Source organism: Cohaesibacter sp. CAU 1516 (assembly GCF_005771485.1).
Lineage (GTDB): Bacteria > Pseudomonadota > Alphaproteobacteria > Rhizobiales > Cohaesibacteraceae > Cohaesibacter > Cohaesibacter intestini.
Map to the genome: position 1 here is coordinate 1,201,700 of NZ_VANT01000001.1, position 16,043 is coordinate 1,217,742.

At 55.7% G+C, this 16,043-nt stretch carries 9 protein-coding genes; 4 read left to right on the forward strand and 5 right to left on the reverse strand.

What is annotated here, in order from left to right:
* Nucleotides 1–576: 576 nt before the first annotated feature.
* On the reverse strand, nt 577–3,480 hold the full coding sequence (gene uvrA / locus FDK21_RS05515; protein ID WP_138147739.1) for an excinuclease ABC subunit UvrA: 2,904 nt from the start codon (nt 3,478–3,480) through the stop codon (nt 577–579).
* A gap of 432 nt (nt 3,481–3,912) precedes the next feature.
* Between uvrA and FDK21_RS05520 the strand changes: the two genes are divergently transcribed.
* Nucleotides 3,913–4,443, forward strand: a complete 531-nt coding sequence (locus tag FDK21_RS05520; protein ID WP_114008766.1) for a single-stranded DNA-binding protein — start codon at nt 3,913–3,915, stop codon at nt 4,441–4,443.
* 72 nt (nt 4,444–4,515) lie between these two features.
* On the opposite strand, the gene FDK21_RS05525 is transcribed toward FDK21_RS05520, so the two are convergent.
* Nucleotides 4,516–5,118 (reverse strand): hypothetical protein, encoded by a 603-nt coding sequence (locus FDK21_RS05525; RefSeq protein WP_138147740.1) that lies wholly within the window; start codon nt 5,116–5,118, stop codon nt 4,516–4,518.
* Between the two features lie 123 nt (nt 5,119–5,241).
* Complete coding sequence (locus FDK21_RS05530) at nt 5,242–6,186, reverse strand: cation diffusion facilitator family transporter (RefSeq protein ID WP_114008764.1); 945 nt, start codon at nt 6,184–6,186, stop codon at nt 5,242–5,244.
* Nucleotides 6,187–6,353: 167 nt separating this feature from the next.
* Between FDK21_RS05530 and FDK21_RS05535 the strand changes: the two genes are divergently transcribed.
* Together FDK21_RS05535 and FDK21_RS05540 are read left to right on the forward strand one after the other, a co-directional pair.
* Nucleotides 6,354–7,406 carry an efflux RND transporter periplasmic adaptor subunit gene (locus FDK21_RS05535; RefSeq protein ID WP_210238675.1) on the forward strand — a complete coding sequence of 351 codons (1,053 nt, stop codon included), beginning with the start codon at nt 6,354–6,356 and terminating at the stop codon, nt 7,404–7,406.
* On the forward strand, nt 7,393–10,611 hold the full coding sequence (locus FDK21_RS05540; RefSeq protein ID WP_246657489.1) for an efflux RND transporter permease subunit: 3,219 nt from the start codon (nt 7,393–7,395) through the stop codon (nt 10,609–10,611). The genes FDK21_RS05535 and FDK21_RS05540 overlap by 14 nt, the downstream gene beginning before the upstream one ends.
* Nucleotides 10,612–10,694: 83 nt before the next feature.
* Here FDK21_RS05540 and FDK21_RS05545 read toward each other — a convergent pair whose 3' ends face one another.
* Both FDK21_RS05545 and FDK21_RS05550 read right to left on the reverse strand, forming a co-directional pair.
* Nucleotides 10,695–12,254, reverse strand: a complete 1,560-nt coding sequence (locus FDK21_RS05545) for a CYTH and CHAD domain-containing protein (protein WP_171021953.1) — start codon at nt 12,252–12,254, stop codon at nt 10,695–10,697.
* A 116-nt stretch (nt 12,255–12,370) separates the two neighbouring features.
* Complete coding sequence (locus FDK21_RS05550; RefSeq protein ID WP_114008762.1) at nt 12,371–13,000, reverse strand: MarC family protein; 630 nt, start codon at nt 12,998–13,000, stop codon at nt 12,371–12,373.
* A gap of 232 nt (nt 13,001–13,232) precedes the next feature.
* On the opposite strand from FDK21_RS05550, the gene gyrA reads away from it, so the two are divergent.
* Nucleotides 13,233–16,010 (forward strand): DNA gyrase subunit A, encoded by a 2,778-nt coding sequence (gene gyrA / locus FDK21_RS05555; RefSeq protein ID WP_138147742.1) that lies wholly within the window; start codon nt 13,233–13,235, stop codon nt 16,008–16,010.
* Nucleotides 16,011–16,043 lie beyond the last annotated feature (33 nt).

Genomic DNA, 16,043 nt, shown 5'->3' on the forward strand with positions numbered 1-16,043 from the left:
TTTGAAACCATCAGGTTTCTGGGAGGAGGAGGAAACCTGAATTTCTGAAGTGATCTTGTTGATCACTGTTGTTGGAATATTTCTAACAAATCAGAAATGAATGTGCACTGCACAATATTGCATAGCAGTTCTGCATCTCGTGCAAATCTGTAAAATTGTCGCAGTCTAGTTGGGTTTCCCACCTGAGAAATGGTGAGTAGATGTATTTTCTTTGCAATTACAATGGTTTAAAAAATTACCCAAAAGGTCAGGTTTCGACCTTCCAATTAGAGGTATCTACGTAAGTTGGCGCCTACAGAGCGCTTAGGCCGAAATTTGTGTCGGTGAATACGAGCAAAATAACAGCATTTTCTGCCAAATCTGCCTTGATATTATGCACTGCAACATAAGGCGAGCTAAAGGGTTTGATTTAGTTCAAAGACAACAATTCTGTATATCAATGTGCACAAGCCATGCGTTTTTGCAGCAAAAAGGGCTGGCAATCATGCGATGCCAACCCTGATTCCGTCTTTTTGGCGTCTGTCTTGGAGTGCCTATTTTCGCGCCATGTGGAAAAAGTGGGCGCTGTGGACAGAATTACGGCTTGCTGCGGCGGTCCTGCAGCTCCTTGAGGAAAATGCCGGTATAGCTACGCTCATGCTTGGCAACATCCTCCGGCGTGCCCTGAGCGACAATCTGGCCGCCGCCATCGCCACCTTCAGGGCCAAGGTCGAGAATCCAGTCCGCAGTCTGGATCACTTCGAGATTGTGCTCGATGACAATCACCGTATTGCCCTGACTCACCAACTCGTGCAGCACTTCGAGCAGCTTGGCTACATCGTGGAAATGCAGACCGGTGGTCGGCTCGTCTAGAATATAAAGCGTGCGACCCGTTGAGCGTTTGGATAATTCCTTGGACAATTTCACGCGCTGGGCTTCGCCGCCCGACAAAGTGGTCGCTTGCTGGCCGACCTTGATATAGCCAAGCCCCACTCTTTGCAGGGTGACCATCTTGTCACGCACCGATGGCACCGCGGCAAAGAAGTCGGCGGCTTCATCGACGGTCATTTCCAACACATCGGCGATGGATTTGCCTTTGAATTCCACTTCAAGGGTTTCGCGATTGTAGCGGTGGCCCTTGCAGACGTCACAGGTGACATAGACATCGGGCAGGAAGTGCATTTCGATTTTGATCACCCCGTCGCCCTGACAGGCCTCACAACGACCGCCCTTGACGTTGAAGGAGAAGCGGCCCGGTGCATAGCCGCGTGCCTTGGCTTCCGGCAGACCGGCGAACCATTCGCGGATCGGGGTAAAGGCCCCGGTATAGGTGGCCGGATTGGAGCGTGGTGTGCGGCCAATCGGTGACTGGTCGATATCGATGATCTTGTCGACATGTTCCAAGCCTTCGATCCGATCGTGCGGGGATGGCATGGCACGGGCACGATTGAGCTTCATGGCTGCACCCTTGTAAAGGGTATCGATCAGGAAGGTGGACTTGCCGCCACCAGAAACGCCCGTCACGCAAGTGAAGGTGCCAAGGGGAATCGATGCCGTGACATTTTTGAGGTTGTTGCCGCGGGCATTGACGACCGTGATATTTTTGCCTTTTTTGCCCTTGCGGCGCTCGTGGTCAACGCCAATCACTTCAACGCCGGACAAATACTGGCCGGTCAGCGATGCCGGGTCATTCTTGATATGGTCTGGGGTGCCTTGTGAGACAATCCGTCCCCCATGGATGCCTGCACCGGGGCCGACATCGATGACATGGTCTGCGGTTAGGATCGCGTCTTCATCATGTTCGACCACGATGACGGTGTTGCCCAGATTGCGCAGATGTTTGAGGGTTTCGAGCAAGCGGGCATTGTCGCGCTGATGCAGGCCGATGGAAGGTTCGTCGAGCACATAAAGCACACCGGTCAGGCCGGAGCCTATTTGCGAGGCGAGTCGGATGCGCTGGCTTTCGCCGCCCGACAAGGTGCCGGAATTGCGCGACAGGGTCAGATATTCCAGCCCCACATCATTGAGGAAGGTCAGGCGCTCACGGATTTCTTTGAGAATCCGCTCGGCAATTTCCATTTGTTTGGGCGTCAAGCTGTCCGGCAGGTCGCGCACCCAGTGAGCGGCAGCGCGGATCGACAGGCTGGAGACTTCAGAAATATGCTTATTGTCGAGCTTGACCGCCAAGGCCTCGGGCTTCAGGCGGTGGCCATCACAGGCCGAGCAGGGGTGGCTTGACTGGTATTTGCCGATCTCCTCGCGCGCCCAGTTGCTTTCGGTTTCGCGGAAGCGGCGCTCAAGATTGGGAATGACCCCCTCGAATGGTTTTTGCGATTTGTAGGAGCGGGCACCGTCGTCATAGACGAACTGAACCTTTTCCTCGCCCGTGCCATACAGAAGCACTTCCTGTGCCTTGAAGGGCAGTTCGATCCACGGCACGGTCAGCTTGAAGTCATAATGCTTGGCAAGGGCGTCCAGTGTCTGGCGATAGAATGGCGAGGTGCCTTTGGCCCATGGCGCAATGGCCCCATCCTTGAGACTGAGTGAGGTGTCTGGGACGACAAGATCGGGACTGATCTGCAATTCACTGCCCAGACCATCGCAGGTCGGGCAGGCACCAAAGGGATTGTTGAACGAGAAAAGCCGTGGTTCAATTTCCGGAATTGTGAAGCCGGAGACCGGGCAGGCGAATTTTTCCGAGAAGGTGATGCGTTTTGGTTCTCCCTTATCGTCCTTCTCGTCAACCAGTTCGACAATCGCCAGACCGTCGGCCAGCTCCAGAGACAATTCGAGGGAGTCGGCAAGGCGCTTTTCAATACCTTCTTTGACCACCATGCGGTGAACCACGACCTCAATGTTATGCTTGAACTTCTTATCCAGTGTCGGCAGGTCACCATCGTCATACATCTGCCCATCGATGCGAAAGCGGGTGAGGCCGCGTTTGACCAGTTCGGCTAGCTCCTTGCGGAACTCTCCCTTGCGGCCACGCACAATCGGAGCGAGCAGAAGAAAGCGCGATTTGACCGGTAGATCCATCACCCGGTCGACCATCTGGCTGACGGTCTGGCTCTCAATCGGCAGCCCCGTGGCTGGTGAATAGGGAATGCCGACGCGGGCAAACAACAAACGCATATAGTCGTAGATCTCGGTCACCGTACCGACGGTGGAGCGTGGATTGCGTGACGTGGTCTTCTGTTCGATCGAAATGGCGGGCGACAGGCCGTCAATCTGGTCGACATCCGGCTTCTGCATCATTTCAAGGAACTGCCGAGCATAGGCGGAGAGTGACTCCACGTAACGCCGTTGGCCTTCCGCATAGATGGTGTCAAAGGCAAGCGAGCTCTTGCCCGAACCAGACAGGCCGGTCATGACGATCAGCTGATCGCGCGGAATGTCCAGATCGACATTCTTGAGATTATGCTCCCGCGCGCCGCGAATCGAAATCATTTTCTGGGATGAAACCTGGGAGGGAGCAACGGATTTCTCGTTATCCTTGTACATGACAGACCTTTTCGGGACGGATCGCTTGGTATTCCAATGGGCTTTGTGGGCACAATCGCTGAAGTCGTTGGTACGTGTGACGAAGCGCAAAGGATCATTCCTCTGGGAAAGTCCTGATGACGCCTTCACAGCTTCCAATAGTGCTTTGTCAAACCTATGGCAATCACGCGGTTTGAGTGATTCAATTTTTGGTCATATTAGCGAGACAAATTTAAAATGTACACATTTTGTTCTATGGTGTGAATCGTTTAAAATATGGCATCAGGCATCGATATCGAAGCCGGAATGACGAGGTTTTCAGTCCATTTTGCGGGATTGTCGGGGATTGAAGCAAGAGAGGATGGAACTGATCTTCGTTCTTGCCTATGCTGGCGAACAATTCAATCCCGTTACAAACGGGCCGGAAAGATCAGATATAAAAAGGACAATCGAATGGCCGGTAGTGTGAACAAAGTCATCCTCGTGGGCAATTTGGGCAATGACCCGGATATTCGCCGCACGCAGGACGGCCGCCCCATCGCCAATCTCTCGGTCGCCACTTCCGAAAGCTGGAAGGATCGCAACACCGGCGAGCGTCGCGAAAAAACCGAATGGCATCGGGTGGTCATTTTCAATGAAGGTCTGTGCCGTATTGCCGAGCAATATCTGCGCAAGGGCTCTAAAGTGTATCTGGAAGGCCAGCTGCAGACCCGTAAATGGCAGGATCAGAATGGTCAGGATCGCTATTCGACCGAAGTGGTTCTGCAGGGCTTCAACGGCAATCTGACCATGCTGGACAATCGCGGCGAAGGCGGCGGTGGTGGCAACTTTGGTGGTCAGCAAGGCGGTGATTTTGGTGGTCCCGGCGGCAACTTCGGTGGTCAGCAGGGGGGCGACTTTGGTGGTCAGCGTGGTGGACCACAGCAGAGCAGCCCACAGGCAAGCAACTTCCGCGACGATCTGGACGACGATATTCCATTTTGACCGATCGGATCTTGTCGATGCGATACAAAACCCGGCTTTGGCCGGGTTTTCTTGTGTCTGGCCTTGCCTGACCTATTGCTGCTGGTATTCGAAGTCACGGAGATCTTCGAAATCCAGCGCCATTCCAGACAGGCACAGATCGTCATATCTTGAGCCCGGATAGATAGTCTCGATATAGACCCGCAGGGTTTGCACATCGTGCCAACCACCAAGATAGACTTCCTGCACGCCGGGGCGATCGTCCAGTCGATGAGAGAAGCGTGCCCCTTGGTCGGTTTCGATCGTTATGTCCCGCGCCCGGGCATTCTCTCGATAGCTTTTGTTGCTTTTCTGATAGCCATTCAGGAACATTATCTTGCGAATGCGGGTGCCGGGGCGGACTTGCATGGCAACCCACTCGCCTTCGCCCGAGCCATAGGCGCCTTCGCACCAGGCCCGGTGTGCCTTTGATAGGCCCCAACCTTCAAGGTTGCCCGGTCGGTAGGTGGCGACCCGCGAGTTGGGGAGGATGGAGCTGGCGCAATAGGTGACATCGTCGACCAGTTCGGTGCCATAATGGATGCGGTCACAGTTGCCCGCTTCTGCCGACATGGTGAAGCCAAGCAGAGGAATGAGGCAGGCAAGGGGACGGCTGGCGTTCCAGATGTGCGGCAAAGATGAAGGGAATAAGCGCATGTGGCCCTCCTGATTGGATGTGCTTTACCCATTTTGCGCCGAGGACGGGCAAAACAAAAGCCCCGCACATGTAGCAGTGCGGGGCTTTTTGAAGAATCAAGAGGAGCGTTGCCTAGGTGCTGGTCAGGCTTGCTCATTCATCGTCTGGGCAACGGAAAGATGGTCCTTGTAGGACTGGGCTTCAATGAAAATCCGATGGATGCTGTCAAAGCGGTCCCTGATCTGGGTTTCAAGGTCAGCGATGACCTTCTCCAACTCACCCACCATCAGATCATTGCGGAAATCGAGGCTGAGGGTCAACAAAACCTCGTTGGGGCCGCGATGCAGTGTGCGCAATTCATTGACGGTCGTCACTGCCGGGTGACTGGCCACCACGCTGGCGATCTCGCTCTCCAACTCGTCTGACGCAGCTTCCCCGATCAGTAGCCCCTTGGTTTCATAGGCGAGCAGGAAGGCTGTTGTCGCCAAAATGATGCCGATGACAATGGAGGCTGCACCATCCATCCACGGAATGTGGAAATAGTAAGCGATGGCGATGCCTATGCCTGCGACAACCAGCCCCAGCATGGCCGCTGAGTCTTCAAACAGGACAGTGAAAACGGTAGGATCCTTAGAGTCCTTGACCGCAGCCACCCAGCCTTTCTTGCCTTTTGTGCTGCTGAATTCCTTGAATGCCACCATCCAGGCCCAGCCCTCAAAGCAGATGGCAAGGCCAAGCACCACGAAGTTGATGGTCGGATCGGCGATCTCGGAGGGCTCAAGCACCTTGTGAATGCCTTCATAAATGGAGAGACCTGCGCCAACAGCAAAGATCAACAAAGCCACGACAAAGGCCCAGAAATAGAGCTCTGACCCATAGCCGAACGGATGCTTCTTGTCTGCGGGTTGGGCGGCCCGACGGATGCCATAGAGCAGCAGGCCCTGATTGCCAGTATCCACCAGTGAGTGGATGCCTTCTGCCATCATGGCTGATGAGCCGGTGATGGATGACGCGATGAATTTGGTTACGGCAATCAGCGCGTTGCCTGCCAATGCGGCATAAATGACCTTTTTGGACCCAGCAGCCAAGTCTCTTCTCCTCTTTCTGTCGCCCCGGAACAGAGTGATGTTTGATTCCTATCTGATGGGCGCGCAGAAGAAAATAGCGAATTGCGATGTCTGGCCTTTGACAAAGCAAATAGTTTCTTATATTCGTAAATACTAATATAATTCACTCAGGCAGGAGCATGAGAACCATGCGCACCATTTCAAACCCACTCTTCAACCCTTTCAGGGCTTCTTTGCATGTCGCAAGCCTGATGAGCCTGCTTTTGGCGGTGACTGCCGCGCAAGCGGAGGGGTTTGTCGTCAAGGCAATGACCATTGCAGACAAAAAGGCGGTCTTCGCGACCGTTGAAAGCACCGACGCGATTGCGGCGCGGGTGCGCATTTCCGGAACGGTGACCGAGTTGAGTGCGACCGAGGGCGATCTTGTGCAAGAAGGTGCCGTGATCGCTTTGGTCAAGGACCCAAAGCTTGATCTGCAGATTGAGGCCATCGAGGCGCAGATCCGCGCTGCGGAACGGGAGATTGCCAATCTCAAGACAGAGTTGGAGCGGACACAGGCCCTTTTCCAGCGCGGGTCAACCACCAAGGCACGGCTCGATCAGATCAACACCCAATATGACGTTGCAAAAAGCAAGCTTGAGGCTTCTGAGGCCGAGAAGGCCGTGATTGTGCGTCAGCTGGAAGAGGGCGCCGTTTTGGCGCCACAGACGGGTCGGGTGCTGGATGTGCCGATCACGGTCGGGTCGGTCGTGATGCCCGGAGAGGCTGTCGCCACCATTGCCAAGGAACATTATATATTGCGCCTTTCGCTGCCAGAGCGCCATGCGCGTTTCTTGCATAAGGGCGATAGCGTTGCGCTCGCGGCCCGAGGGCAGGATTGCGCCAAAGGCTGTGATCGGACTGGAACAATCGTCAAGGTGTACCCGCAAATCGCCAATGGTCGTGTGCTTGCCGATGCAACGGTTCCGGATTTGGGCGACTATTTTGTCGGAGAGCGCATTCAGGTGCGCGTCAGTGCCGGGGAACGATCCGCCTTGCTGGTGCCTGATGATCTGGTTTTCACGCGCTTTGGGGTTGATTTTGTCACGTCCAGACTGGCCGATGACAAAACAGCTGACATCGCCGTGCAAGTGGGGCGCAGTCACCGCAAACAGAGCGGTCTGATGGTCGAAATTCTCTCTGGCATTGAGGCTGGTGACATTCTGATCCAGCCGCAAGGGGGCGAGCATGGACAAAAATAAATCCCCAAAAAAACTGGGCCTCGGCCTGTCGGGTGGATTGGCCAAAAGCTTCATTCGCTCGCCATTGACGCCCCTTTTGCTGATCACCTCTTTTGCGCTGGGTCTGGTGGCCCTGATGGCCTTGCCGCGCGAGGAAGAGCCGCAGATTTCTGTGCCGATGGTCGATATTCATGTCCGGGCAGACGGTTTGAAGGCAGATGATGCGGTCAAGCTCATTACCGAGCCGCTGGAGACCGTCGTCAAGAGCATTGATGGTGTCGAGCATGTCTATTCCAACAGCTATGACGATCAGGTGGTGGTCACGGCGCGTTTTCTGGTTGGCACCAGCTCGGACGCCGCTATTTTGCGGGTGCATGACAAGATCCGCGCCAATCTCTCGGCCATTCCTGTCGGTATCCCCGAGCCATTGGTTGTGGGGCGCGGCATCGATGATGTGGCGATCAACGTCCTGACCCTGTCGCCGGACCGCTCGGTTGCCGACCGTTGGACCGATGCTGCCCTTTATAACATTGCAGATGAATTGAGAGTGGAACTGTCCAAGCTCGAGGATATTGGCCTTACCTATCTGGTGGGGGGGCAGACAGACCAGATCCGTATCGAACCGGACCCGGAAAAACTGGCCCTTTACGGCCTGACCTTGCAGCAATTGGTGGGCAAGGTGCAGTCTGCCAACAGCTCCTTCATGACCGGCGCGTTGCGTGAACAGAACCGGTCCTTGCCGGTGGCGGTCGGGCAGACCTTGCAGAGCGCTTCCGAGATTGGATTGCTGTTGCTGACCAGCCGCGACGGGCGTCCGGTCTATGTGCAGGATGTGGCCAAAATCGTGGTTGGGCAAAGCCAGAAGGATCACCGGGTTTGGAACCTGACGCGCAACGAGGAGGGTGGCTTTGAGCGGTTGCCCGCAGTGTCGCTGGCCATTGCCAAGCGCAAGGGAGCGAACGCGGTCAATATCTCCCACGCCATCCTGGAGCGTGTCGAGCAATTGAAGGGGCAATTGATCCCGCAGGACATCCGTGTCGATGTCACCCGCAATTATGGCGATACGGCCAATGAAAAAGCCAATGAGCTGCTCTATCATCTGGGACTGGCGACCATTTCGATTGTCATTCTGGTCGGCGTTGCCATCGGGCTACGCGAAGGTCTGGTGGTTTTGATTGTCATTCCAACGACCATTTTGTTGACTTTGGCGGCCGCCTATCTGATGGGCTACACAATCAACCGGGTGTCGTTGTTCGCCTTGATCTTTGCCATCGGCATTCTGGTCGATGATGCCATTGTGATGATCGAGAATATCGCGCGGCACTGGGCGATGAAGGATGATCGCTCCAAGATCGAGGCGGCGATTGAAGGGGTGGCTGAGGTTGGCAATCCGACAGTCATTGCCACCCTGACCGTGGTGGCTGCTTTGTTGCCGATGATGTTTGTCTCCGGGCTGATGGGGCCTTATATGAGTCCAATCCCGGCGGTGGCTTCTGCGGCGATGGTGTTATCTTTCTTTGTTGCGGTGATGCTGACGCCTTGGCTGATGAATCTCATCGGCAAACCCGGCCATAGTGAAGCGGCTGACGGCGGTATTTTGGGGCGCAGCTATCGCCTCGTGGCGACACCGATCCTGTCAGGCCGCGGGCGGGCTTGGATTTTCTTGCTGTTGGTTGGGGTGGCGACCATTGCTTCGACCCTGCTGATTTATTCCAAGGATGTGACGGTCAAGCTGTTGCCGTTTGATAACAAATCGGAACTGCAGGTGATCGCAGATTTGCCCGAAGGCTCCAGTCTGGAGGCTACCGATCGATTGTTGGCGGCAGCGGCTGATCGTCTCAAAGGCATCGCTGAAATCACCTCGATCCAGTCCCATGCAGGGACGGCTGCACCTTTTGGTTTCAACGGCTTGGTACGGCACTATTTCTTCCGCACCAATCCGGAGCAGGGGGATTTGCAGATCAATCTGGTGAATAAGGAGGACCGCGACCGGACCAGCCATGCGGTGGCGTTGGAAGTCCGCGACCTGATCGCTGATGTGCCACAGCCGGAAGGCACGGTTTTGAAGGTGGTTGAAGTGCCGCCCGGACCACCTGTTCTCTCGACGCTTCTGGCGGAAATCTATGGTCCGGACCCGGAAACCCGCCGTGCGGTGGCATCAGAATTGCGCAAGCTGTTTGACGCTGTATCCTTCATTGTCGATGTCGATGACAGTTTCGGTGTCCCGACGACACGCGCGCGCATTCGCATCGATCAAGACAATCTGGAATATCATCGGGTCGAGCAGGGAGATGTCTATCAGACCATTCGCTACTATCTGAATGGGCAGGTGGTTGGTTATTCCCACAAAGGGGGCGGGCGTCGTCCGGTTGCGATTGCCGTCAAGCCCAATCGGTCCGATCTGACGATTTCCGAGCGCTTGCTCACCATCCCGGTGCCGCAGAATGCCATTCCGGGCGAACGTGGTGTGATCGAACTTGGGGATGTGGTGCGGATCGAGCGGGAGCAGGCGAGTTTTCCGATCTTCCGGCATAATGGCCGCGCGGCAGAAATGGTGATGGCCGACCTTGCCGGGGATTTTGAAGCCCCGATCTATGGCATGCTGGCGGTGCAGGAGAAGATCGATGCCCATGATTGGGGCGATCTGCCCAAGCCGCAGATCTTGCTCAATGGTCAGCCAAAGGATGAATCTGTCACATCGATCCTGTGGGATGGAGAATGGGAAGTGACCTGGATCACGTTCCGCGACATGGGGGCAGCCTTTGCCATCGCCATTCTGGGTATTTATGCCTTGGTGGTGGCCCAGTTCCACTCCTTCCGAGTGCCGTTGGTGGTGTTGACGCCGATCCCGCTGACCCTCATCGGAATCATGCTTGGTCATTGGTTGTTTGATGCTGCCTTCACGGCGACCTCGATGATCGGCTTCATCGCTCTGGCCGGGATCATCGTACGCAACTCGATCCTGCTGGTTGATTTCGTTGGTCATGAAAAAGGATCAGGGCGACCGCTAAAGGATGTGTTGCTGGAGGCGGGGGCCATCCGCTTCAAGCCGATCATGCTAACGGCGCTGGCTGCGATGATCGGGGCTGCGGTGATTTTGGCGGACCCGATCTTTCAGGGGCTGGCCATCTCGCTGTTGTTCGGGTTGGCTTCCTCGACGCTGCTGACGGTTTTGGTCATTCCCGCGATCTATGTGGCGCTCAAAGGGGTCGATAAGCCGATGTAGGCTTGTCTCTTCTGATATGAAACAAAAAGGCCCGATCACAGGATCGGGCCTTTTTGGTTTGCGGGACCGCATTGGTTTGCGGTTCAGTGCCAGAACATCTTGGCCTTGTCGAATTGTTTCCAGCGTTTCTTTGCCTTGTGCCAAGCGTGATCGGCTTCGGTTTGATGCGTTTCAAGCACATGGGCGACGATGGCTGCATCGCTCTCGTCGCTGCCGCCTGCCAATTGGGTGACGGCACCAAGCTTTTCCGCCATTTCCACGTCATTGATGTAGCCAAAGATTTTCTGCAACGCCTTCAGACGCTTGTTGAAGGCGTTGGTTTTATCGGTGTCATAGAGGGTGGCGAAGAGCTGTCCCTGATAGCGCAGCGTCTTGAGGCGCTTGCGCATGGCATGGCGTTCATCCGGGGTGAGTTTTGTCAGATGGTCACCATGACGTTTGGCTTGCCCGAGGGATTTGTCCAGTGCCTTGGCCGCCAACCCGTCGATGGGTGCTTTCCTGTCTGGTTTGGAGACATATTTGCGCCAGGCTTTCTGTCGGGTGAAAAGTGCCAACTCGATTTGGAAGGAGGCGTGGGACCATTGTTCCAGCTCTTCGAGCACATGCCTGCGGACCATGTCGCGATAGCGTTTGAGCCGGCCGGTCAGGATGCGTTGCTCGTTGCTCAAATCCCCGTCAGTTTGCGCGACGACGGGCAAATAGATGTCTTCGACCAGCACATCCATGTCGCGCAGTTGTCCCACATGCCGCGACAGAGTGCGTGCCTTCTTGTCGAGGGCACGCAGCGGCGGGCCGTCGATCACCGGGCGAAAGGCTCGTAGCAGGCTGCGAAGCAGGCGCAGATTGATGCGCAGTTGATGCGGTCCTTCGGGATTGGGGCTTTGCGTCATGACGTGCCAATTGTGCAGGATCGCTGCAACAATGGGGTCCATTTGCTGGATGAATGTCTGCTCGATGCTTTGGCCTGTTGTGAGAGCGGGCAAGCTGACAGGTTTGGGTTTGGGCGGTTTGGCGCTCTCCGCTCCGATCAGGACGTAACCAAGGGTGGCTTTGTTGCGACTGGCCAGACGACAATGCTGACCTTCGAACAGGGCCCCGGCCAAATCGAGCAGGTCGGCAACATTGCCATATTTCAGTTCCAGTTCCGCTTCGCCGATGGGCTGAAGGCCCTTGTCGCTGAAGACATGCCCCATATCGATGGCCAATTCGACGCAGCCACCATTGGCCGTGTGCAAATCAAAGCTGGTGCGCTCAACAACGGTTTCGAAGATGGGCAAGACCAGCGCGCCGTTGGTTGCGTCTTGGACCTTGGCACGCAAGCTACCGTCGAGGATTTGGTCCAGCTGCGGTTTTGGACCTGCGATTTCGGTTTCACTTTCCTGCGGGTTCGACACACCGCCCTGAACCTTGGTCTTGGCCTTGATGGTCTGGATCCAGCAGCCATCATCATCGCGCACCCGCAGCGCGATGCCAGCTTTCCGCAGGGCATGATCGGCTGTGTCGAAATAGATGGAGCGCAATCGCCGTTGGGCCGGAAGGGCGTCACTGCCCGCACGCGCCTCGGCTTTTGCTTGCAGAGCACGAAGCTCGCCGACATCCATCTGGATTTTCAGCTCGAGCTCTTCGGCTGTCTTGTTACTCATACGCATGTCCTCCGCAATGAAGGATAAGCCCGCCTCGGGTGCTTGACAAGATTGGACGTACCTGGTGCACCTGCCTTTGGGAGCATCCCCTTTCGGCGGGCATGTTTGGCTGTGCGTTAGCCGGTGATCATGGCACGGACACCATCGGCGATGAACTGAATGGCCAGCGCCGAGAGCAGCACGCCGAGCAGACGGGTTAGAATGTTGCGGCCACTGTCACCAAGGGCCTTTTCCACCCAACCTGCAATGGCAAAGGTGAGCAACACCAGCAGCAGCACGCTGGCAATGATGGCAAGAATGGAGGTCATCTCGACCCAGTTGGTGGACTGGGAAGACAGAAGCAGCACCGCCGATATGGCACCAGGACCCGATATCAGCGGGATGGCCAATGGGAAAACTGCAATGTCGTGCATTTCATCGTCGGACAAGGCTTCCTCAGCAGATTTTGATTTGCGCTCCTTGCGTTTCTCGAAAACCATTTCAAAGGCAATGAAAAAGAGCAGCAAGCCACCGGCAATCCGGAAGGCAGGCAGGGAGATGCCAAGCACTGACAGGATGATCTGGCCGACAAAGGCAAAGGTCAACAGGATGCCCGCGGCCACAATCACCGCGCGGGTTCCGATCTTGAAACGTTCCTGCTTGGATGCGCCACTGGTGACCGCCAGAAAGATTGGCGCAAGGCCGATCGGGTCGATGGTCACGAACAGGGTAACGAAGGCATTCAGCAATGTATCAAATGGCAGCATGTCTCACTTTCCCGCATTTTTTTTGCGCCTGATGGCAAGGGCTGAAACGCAGAGGAAACGGTCCGCCAACAACATATGGAAACCACTCGCATATCAGGAATGGCCCTGGTCGACAATGTTCAGCCTATTTGCTAACAGGGCAAGAGCAAAATTTTGATGTGGCGGCGCAAATCGTTTATACAGAACTACCTTTTTGACAGGGATTCGAGACACTCCTTTGACAGACAAAAACATGAACGATTCGGGCGACGGACTAACCGTCGATATCAAGCCCACTTCCATCACGGATGAAATGAAGCGCAGCTATCTCGATTACGCCATGAGCGTGATCGTCAGCCGTGCCTTGCCCGATGTGCGCGACGGCCTCAAGCCGGTGCATCGCCGCATTCTTTATTCCATGCATGAGAATGGCTACGAGTGGAACAAGCCCTACCGCAAATCGGCCCGTGTGGTCGGTGACGTGATGGGTAAGTATCACCCGCATGGTGATAGTGCGATCTATGAAGCCCTCGTGCGCATGACGCAGAATTTCTCTCTGCGCTTGCCGCTGATCGACGGGCAGGGCAACTTTGGCTCTGTTGACGGCGATAGCGCGGCTGCAATGCGTTATACGGAATGTCGTCTGGAAAAGGTCACCGAGGCCATTCTCGGCGATCTTGACAAGGATACCGTTGACTTCCTCGATAACTATGATGGGTCCGAGAGAGAGCCCGGCGTGATGCCAGCCCGCTTTCCGAACCTTCTGGTCAACGGGGCAGGCGGTATTGCTGTCGGGATGGCGACCAACATTCCACCGCACAATCTGGGTGAAGTGATTGATGCCTCGATTGCCTTGATCGACAATCCGGCTTTGTCGGCTGAAGAGTTGCTCGAATATGCACCGGGTCCGGACTTCCCGACCGGCGGCATCATTCTGGGCCGGGCAGGCATCCGCAGCTATTACAATACCGGTCGCGGATCGGTGATGATGCGCGGCAAGGTTGATGTCGAGGAGATCCGCAAGGATCGCATGGCGCTGATTGTCACCGAGATCCCGTATCAGGTGAACAAGGCAACGATGATCGAGAAGATCGCCGAGGCGGTGCGCGACAAGCGTATTGAGGGTATTTCCGATATTCGCGATGAATCCGACCGTCTGGGTATGCGGGTTGTGGTCGAGTTGAAGCGCGATGCGGTGCCTGATGTGGTGCTCAATCAGCTTTATCGCTTCAGCCAGCTGCAAACCTCGTTTGGCACCAACATGGTGGCGCTGAATGGTGGCAAGCCTGAACTGATGAATTTGCGTGACGTGCTGCATGCCTTCAATCAGTTCCGGGAAGAAGTTGTCAGTCGTCGGACGAAATATCTGCTGAACAAGGCCCGTGATCGCGCCCATATTTTGGTTGGCTTGGCGATCGCGGTTGCCAATATTGACGAAGTCATTCGCACCATTCGCAATGCGCCTGATCCAACGACCGCGCGTAACCAGTTGATGGAACGCCGCTGGCCGGCCACGGATGTGGCGGATTTGATCCTGTTGATCGATGATCCGCGCCATCGGATCAATGACGACGGCACTTACTATCTGTCAGAAGAACAGGCCCGCGCCATTCTTGAATTGCGTCTGGCCCGTTTGACGGCAATCGGTCGTGACGAGGTCGGCGATGAGCTGAATGCGCTGGGTGAGAAAATCACCGACTATCTCGATATTCTGCGCTCGCGTGAGCGGATCTATTCCATCGTCAAGCAGGAAATGCTTGATCTGAAGGAAGAATTCGCCACCCCACGGCGCACCGAGATTGTCGAAGGTGGCGCCGACTTTGACGATGAAGACTTGATCCAGCGTGAGGAAATGGTGGTGACCGTATCCCATGCCGGTTACATCAAGCGTGTGCCGCTCTCCACCTATCGCGCCCAGCGCCGTGGTGGTAAGGGACGCTCCGGCATGGCGACCAAGGATGAAGATTTTGTCACGCGGCTGTTTGTGGGCAATACCCACACGCCGGTGCTGTTCTTCTCCTCGCGCGGCATTGCCTACAAGATGAAGGTCTGGCGTCTGCCATTGTCCGCTCCACAAGGCAAGGGCAAGGCTCTAATCAATCTGCTGCCTTTGCAACAAGGTGAGCGGATCACCTCTATTCTGCCATTGCCAGAGGATGAGGAGAGCTGGGAAACCCTCGATCTGATGTTTGCCACCATCTCCGGATCGGTGCGCCGCAACAAGCTGTCCGACTTCAAACTGGTCAACCGAAATGGCAAGATCGCCATGAAGTTTGAAGAAGGGTCCGATGACGGCATTGTCGGGGTTGAGACCTGCAACGCGGATGATGATGTGTTGCTGACGACGGCCAATGGCCAGTGCATCCGCTTTCCGGTTGAAGATGTGCGCGTGTTCCAGAGCCGTGGCTCGACCGGTGTGCGCGGCATTCGTCTCGAAGAGGATGATAAGGTCATTTCCATGTCGATCCTGCGTCACTTCGATGCTACGCCGGATGAGCGCAGTGAGTATCTGCGTCGGGCCAGTGCGATGCGCCGTGCCTTGACTGGCGAAGAGACCGAGGAGACGAGCGATGTTGAAGCCGATGCTGTTGGCGCTGAACTTGGTGACAAATATGCCGCCATGGACGCAGCCGAGCAGTTCGTGTTGACCATTTCTGAGAATGGCTTTGGCAAGCGGACCTCGTCCTATGAATATCGGACCTCGGGTCGCGGTGGCAAAGGCATTGTTGCCATGGCCGTGAATGACCGCAACGGCCCGCTGATTGCCAGCTTCCCGGCAGAGGAAAGCGACCAGATCATGCTGGTGACCGATGGTGGTCAGCTGATCCGCTGTCCAATCGATGGTATTCGTATTGCGGGGCGCTCGACGCAGGGCGTGACAGTGTTCAAGACCCGCGAAGGCGAGCGCGTGGTGTCCGTGGAGAAAATCTCCGAGGAAGATCACGAGGTGGAAGATGCTGATGAGCTGGATGGGGACGCCGAGGGTGGTGCAACGCCTCCAGACGCCGAACCATCTGGAGATGAAAGCTAATCTCCCACGGAAACTATGTGCGACAAGATAAAA

Excerpts from the sequence above, each read along its gene's own strand:
- gyrA (WP_138147742.1), top strand. The coding sequence starts at position 13,233 with ATGAACGATTCGGGCGACGGACTAACCGTCGATATCAAGCCCACTTCC.
- FDK21_RS05540 (WP_246657489.1), top strand. The coding sequence starts at position 7,393 with ATGGACAAAAATAAATCCCCAAAAAAACTGGGCCTCGGCCTGTCGGGT.
- FDK21_RS05545 (WP_171021953.1), bottom strand. The coding sequence starts at position 12,254 with ATGAGTAACAAGACAGCCGAAGAGCTCGAGCTGAAAATCCAGATGGAT.
- FDK21_RS05525 (WP_138147740.1), bottom strand. The coding sequence starts at position 5,118 with ATGCGCTTATTCCCTTCATCTTTGCCGCACATCTGGAACGCCAGCCGT.
- FDK21_RS05535 (WP_210238675.1), top strand. The coding sequence starts at position 6,354 with ATGCGCACCATTTCAAACCCACTCTTCAACCCTTTCAGGGCTTCTTTG.
- uvrA (WP_138147739.1), bottom strand. The coding sequence starts at position 3,480 with ATGTACAAGGATAACGAGAAATCCGTTGCTCCCTCCCAGGTTTCATCC.
- FDK21_RS05520 (WP_114008766.1), top strand. The coding sequence starts at position 3,913 with ATGGCCGGTAGTGTGAACAAAGTCATCCTCGTGGGCAATTTGGGCAAT.
- FDK21_RS05550 (WP_114008762.1), bottom strand. The coding sequence starts at position 13,000 with ATGCTGCCATTTGATACATTGCTGAATGCCTTCGTTACCCTGTTCGTG.